Source organism: Syntrophomonas sp. UBA5494, assembly GCF_002426325.1.
Genome location: NZ_DIPG01000033.1, coordinates 1 through 4,980 on the forward strand (window position 1 = coordinate 1; position 4,980 = coordinate 4,980).

Consider the following 4,980-nt stretch of genomic DNA (forward strand, 5'->3'; position numbering starts at 1 on the left):
CTCAAACCTGCATTGGTGCAAGTCGCCCATGCAGCCGTGAAGTCGGATAAGTCTCCTTACTACAAAGTCAAGTACGAACGCATTGCGAAAAGGAGAGGCAAAAAAAGAGCCATCATCGCCATCGCCAGGATGATCCTTACCGCCGTTTACCATATGTTCGTCACCGGTGAAGAGTGGAATCCAAGCGATTTATACAAGATTGATATGCCACAAAACCTACTGGAAAAACAGAAGGAGAAAGCCATTAAGCAAGCAAAAAAGCTTCTGATTTCCGAGGGCATTATCAAGGAGTCTGACGTTACTGTAGCTTAACCAAATATTCCGTTTTTTGGGGCTTTTTAAGCCTTTGTTTCGTGTACCCTTTTTTCAAGTAATTCGGTTATTTTTCAAGCTATCACCTCTTTCAACCTAGCTATCTTAATAAATATTATATTATAGAATGAGTCGGAAATCAAATATTCTTATTGCTTAAAATAGCTAATCTCACTACTATTATACCCAATTCGCTGTAAAAGGTTAATTTCATAATATACCATATATTTCTAATTTAGCGCAACAGTTTTGACTTCGTTTGACAATCCAAGTGTCCACTTTCCCGGACTGGATGAAATCTATATAGTGTAAGGTGGATTTGATAATGAAAAAATCACCTTACAATTCACTCGGGAAAGGAGGTGTTGAGCATGGCATTGGAGAACAGACCGCTGAACGCCAGGGTGCAGATCCGTTTTGACCTTGGCACGGACGAGGACGGCAAAAAGCTTACCGCGGCAAAGTCTTTGAGCAATATCAAAGCGGATGCCCCCGACCAGGACATCTATGATGTGGTAAGCGCGTTGACCGCCCTGCAGGGATACCCGGTAGTCGGTATCCGTAAGGTGGAACAGTCCGATCTGGTCAACGCGTAGTTGACCGGAAGCCGGCAGACCGAAGGACCTGAAATCCATAGACGAGGAACGGTCCGAACGGAAGGAGGTGAGATGAATGGAGACGGAATTGGAGATGATCTTTAAAACCGGAGCGGGCAAAAGGTTCCGGATCGCGTTTGACAACCCCAGAACCGACGTTGCCCCCGCCGATTTCCAGGCGGCTATGGACCTGGTCATCGGCAAGAACCTTTTTGCCGTGGACGGCGGTGTGACAGCAATCGAAAGCGCACAGACCGTAACGACCCAGACCGAAGCGGTGGAATTTGCCTAATTGTTGAGCGGCAAATTGGAATCCGGTCAAACAGCAGAATATTATCCGGTGAAATAGTAGCATAGAGGCACTTTAATATCAAGCCTGCGCTTTAAATTCTGTAAAAAAGCATTTTGTCATCAGGAAAGAGGAGCAAAGGAAAAGCCACAATGAGCAGAGCATTGTGGCTTGGCTTAAATCATAGACGGTTGTCTTTATCCAGAGTACGCAGAGCTTCAGCGACAGTGGCAGCATCCACGGGATTCAGATACCTGGCCAGGTTTTCGTTGTTCCAAAAGTAGTCACTGTAGTTGGAAAGATCACAGCCGACTCCAAAGGCAGGGATACTGATAAAGTTTCCGTTGGCATACTTACCGACCAGGAAGAAGAAGCCGCTGCGGCTTTCAATCTGAATTTCATAATGGCCGCCATAGTTTCGAAGGCTCTTTACATAGCCATCCCACTCTTCGTACTTACTGCCGATCTTTTCACGGCAACGGAAGGGTATGGGAAAAAGCGAATGAGTAGAATACATCCTAACCCCCCTAACCTAAAGCCAGATTGTTGCTGGCGGCCAGAATTGTGTCAGAGTCAATGGTTTGCCTTTTAAGCTGCGCGCCGAGCATAAGGGCATTGGTCATGGCAGCATTGATAATACGGGGTGCACCCTGACAATAGCCGGCAGCAGCGCGAACAGCAGCTTCATCGATAATAGAGCGGGCGCCGCCGGCAGATTCAATGCGGGAATAGATATACTCCGCTGTTTCGTCAACTGACAGTCCGCAGTAATTGTAGTGAACAACAATACGCTGTTTTAAAGCTTCATGCACCGGCTTTTCCAGAATACCGTTCATGTGGGGCAAACCGATCATAATCAGGGCGAAGCAGTCGAAAGAGTCATAGTCCTGATTCATCAGCAGCTTGAAATCCCGAAGGATCTTGGTATCAAGATATTGGCATTCATCAACCGCCACGAGGATCGTCTTGTGTTTTTCCTTCATGAGGTAACGGACCCTGTCCTGGATTGCCTTGAACATTTCCGTTTTTCGATTGCCCGGTTCAAGACCCAGCTGTACACAAAGATGTCGGTAAAACTCCGTAACACTGATGGTGGAAAGGCAGGTGTAGGTCATTTGGCAAAGGTTTGGGTTCAGGCTTTCCGCAAAGCAGCGCAGGGCATAGGTCTTCCCCATACCGGGCGGCGCGGTGAAAAGGCCGATCCCCCTTGTGCTTTTCAGGAAGGAAAGCCGATTTTGCATTTCAAGATGATCTCTGGACTGAAATGCTGTTTTAACCGGTGAAGATTTATCAAAAGGGTTAAAGGTAAGGCCGTAAAAATGGTTATACATCGTTGGTACCTCCGTTCATGGAATAGTCGATGGAAAAAGCGTTTTCTCTCTTTGTACGGGAGTTCTCCACCTTGTTGGTGGGACGTATGGGATAGCGCTTCCCATCATAAAGGATATAGGCGTTTTTCATATCATCGGGAAGGAAGCGGATTTCCACTTTCATGCGAATAAACTGCATGGGAACATCGTAGGAAACCGAGTCAATGGAGACCGTAGAATCATTGTTCACTTTTCGTATGATGCGATTCATAAAGCATTCATTCAGCCATTCCCGGCTCCTGGGGAAGCGAATACGGTCCAGATGCCTTGAGTAACGCTCCATGGGCGTTTCACCGATATCCCGGTTGACGGTATTGTTGCGCGCTCTGACATAGTCAGCCAGCAACCGGTTGAGTTGCTCCAGCGACTCCACCTCAGAGGGGTCAAAGCCGTTCAGCCAGGTATCTTTTACCGTACGAAATGATCTTTCAACCTTCGCCTTGGCAGCCCCGTCCCTTACCGGGGCATGGATTTCCACAATGCCCAGGGAGCCAAGGATCATTGTCAGCTGCCCGTTGGAGTAGGACGACCCGTGATCGGTATACAGCTTGTTGCAAATACCGCAGCGCGCAATGGCCTCTTTGAGGACAACTTGAAAATTATACGCATTATCGTGGTAGAAAAACCGTGCGCCAACGATAAGCCTGGAGTGGTCATCCACAATGTGAAACAAATACGTTCTCCTCTTTACTCCGTTCTCTGTTATGTATATGCTGTAACAGGTATCCGCCTGATACATGCTGCAGGGGAACTCCTCTTCAAAAGCTTTGCGGTCCTTCATGTTTGGATTTCTTGCGGACTTCAGGTCGTTTTTCTTGATGAAACGCTGCACCGTGGAGAGGGATACTTCCGACTGCTTGATGAAGCCATCGGCAATAAGCCTGGTGTAGATCAGCGTTGCATTGATGCGGGGAAACTCCTGTTTCAGCCGAAATATCTCAGCAACGGCCGTATCCGGAAGAACACGGGACATACCGGAATCGGAACGGGGCCTTGGCATGAGACCATCCATTCCATCCCTTTTGTATCGGACCTCCCATTTTTCAAACGTATTGTAGTTCAAGCGTACCTCCTTACCATCCGGCATTTTCAGCGGCCTTTCCGCCACTTTTTTGTAGTAAGCCGTTTTGCTGGGTTCGGTAAACAGCTCCTGGATTACAGGAGCTATGACAGCAAAGCGTACATGTGCGATTTTTACTGCCTCGCTGTATGATTTGTCGTTAAACGTGTCTTGCATGACACATATCACCTCCAGCAGATATCATAACAAGGGCGGGAGCGGAAAAGAATTCCGATGTTATGTGAATGGGCAAATACAAAAACGTGGGCAAGTCATCCTGGAGCAGAATATGCCTTTCTTACGTGGGATGAGCCTTGCAGAAAAGAAACACCCGCTAACTGAAAAAATTCTTTCAGGCCATACGAAAAGTTCCTATCATAAAAGGAGTCCAGGAACTCCAGCGATGAGGTATATGCATCCTCCAGGAGGCCCAGCCATATCTTCTTGTGCCTGAGGAAAAGCTCCTTCCATGAGTAGAGAGTAGAAACACAGATGCCATATTTGGCGCATATACCTTCTACTGTAAGGAAACGGGTGTAATAATCTCTCACTACTGCAAGAATGAAAAGAAAGCTGTAGGATTGATAAGGGATGATCGATTCCGGCAGTATGGCATGAGTATGCCCACAAGAGGAACACTTGTATCTTGTAATCTCAATACGGTATGTTATTGCGGCTCCATTTTCAAAAGAAATCAGCCAGCGGCCATATACGGCATGCTTTTTCCAATCAGGATCTTTTGTACTGCACCATGGGCAGCTGTGTTCCCCGGGTCTGAACTCAGCCATATATTTGTTGAATAGGTCCTCAGCAGACAGATTTTTTAAATTTAGCTTGCATAACAGTCCAAAACCTCTTATCATAGTAGTGTACCTCAGTACATCAGGGGGTTATCCCTCTGGTTGATCCATGCTCCTTAAGGCGCATGGGCAAAAGAGAGAAAGAGGCAGCTGTCGTGGGCGTACACTCTTTCTCTTTTTTCATATACGGATAACTATACGGTATATAATGTACAAAGGTCAATACTTACTGATAAAAAAGTGCCGTATATTACGGCATACAAATAACTGATATGTATTAAGCAAACAGAAATCAATTTGCTGTTTGTTTGCTGATTTAGTAGAATTTAAAATGAAGCACTACACCCTGTACAATCTATGAAGTATTTTGCTTTCAGCATCTGCCGTCCGGATTTATTCTCAGTCATAATTCCGGTGATCCGATTCGATTCCACAACACAGTCTGAAACATAGGAATGGAGCAACAGAGCTGCACCGGCTTCCAATACCGCCCTTTGCGCTGCCAGTTTGTAAATTTCAGGGTCAAAGGGGATATTTCCACTTGGATAATCGG

The 4,980-nt window shown here is 46.4% G+C and carries 7 protein-coding genes and 1 pseudogene; 3 read left to right on the plus strand and 5 right to left on the minus strand.

Translation table 11 applies throughout. The annotated features are described in order from the left end of the window. The 3 genes and pseudogenes from B3W37_RS03450 to B3W37_RS03460 form a co-directional block, all read left to right on the plus strand. Nucleotides 1-312: pseudogene (locus B3W37_RS03450) on the plus strand (IS110 family RNA-guided transposase); the annotation flags it as partial. Between the two features lie 371 nt (nucleotides 313-683). Next, entirely contained in the window at nucleotides 684-908 is a 225-nt protein-coding gene (locus tag B3W37_RS03455) for a DUF1659 domain-containing protein (RefSeq protein ID WP_483174793.1), read from the plus strand. 76 nt (nucleotides 909-984) lie between these two features. Continuing rightward, on the plus strand, nucleotides 985-1,200 hold the full coding sequence (locus B3W37_RS03460; RefSeq protein WP_483174794.1) for a DUF2922 domain-containing protein: 216 nt from the start codon (nucleotides 985-987) through the stop codon (nucleotides 1,198-1,200). A 178-nt stretch (nucleotides 1,201-1,378) separates the two neighbouring features. On the opposite strand, the gene B3W37_RS03465 is transcribed toward B3W37_RS03460, so the two are convergent. The 5 genes from B3W37_RS03465 to B3W37_RS03485 form a co-directional block, all read right to left on the minus strand. Then, entirely contained in the window at nucleotides 1,379-1,714 is a 336-nt protein-coding gene (locus B3W37_RS03465; RefSeq protein WP_483174795.1) for a DUF6618 family protein, read from the minus strand. A gap of 10 nt (nucleotides 1,715-1,724) precedes the next feature. Further along, nucleotides 1,725-2,528, minus strand: coding sequence for an ExeA family protein (locus B3W37_RS03470; RefSeq protein WP_483174796.1), 804 nt, complete (start codon nucleotides 2,526-2,528; stop codon nucleotides 1,725-1,727). Further along, a complete protein-coding gene (locus B3W37_RS03475; RefSeq protein WP_483174797.1) occupies nucleotides 2,521-3,804 on the minus strand; it encodes a DDE-type integrase/transposase/recombinase in 1,284 nt (427 codons plus the stop codon). Before B3W37_RS03475 ends, B3W37_RS03470 begins: the two co-directional genes overlap by 8 nt. Before the next feature lie 95 nt (nucleotides 3,805-3,899). After that, nucleotides 3,900-4,490 (minus strand): DUF6431 domain-containing protein, encoded by a 591-nt coding sequence (locus B3W37_RS03480; RefSeq protein WP_483174799.1) that lies wholly within the window; start codon nucleotides 4,488-4,490, stop codon nucleotides 3,900-3,902. Nucleotides 4,491-4,753: 263 nt separating this feature from the next. After that, nucleotides 4,754-4,980 (minus strand): FAD-dependent oxidoreductase (locus tag B3W37_RS03485; protein ID WP_483174800.1); only part of this gene is annotated, 227 nt, incomplete at its 5' end.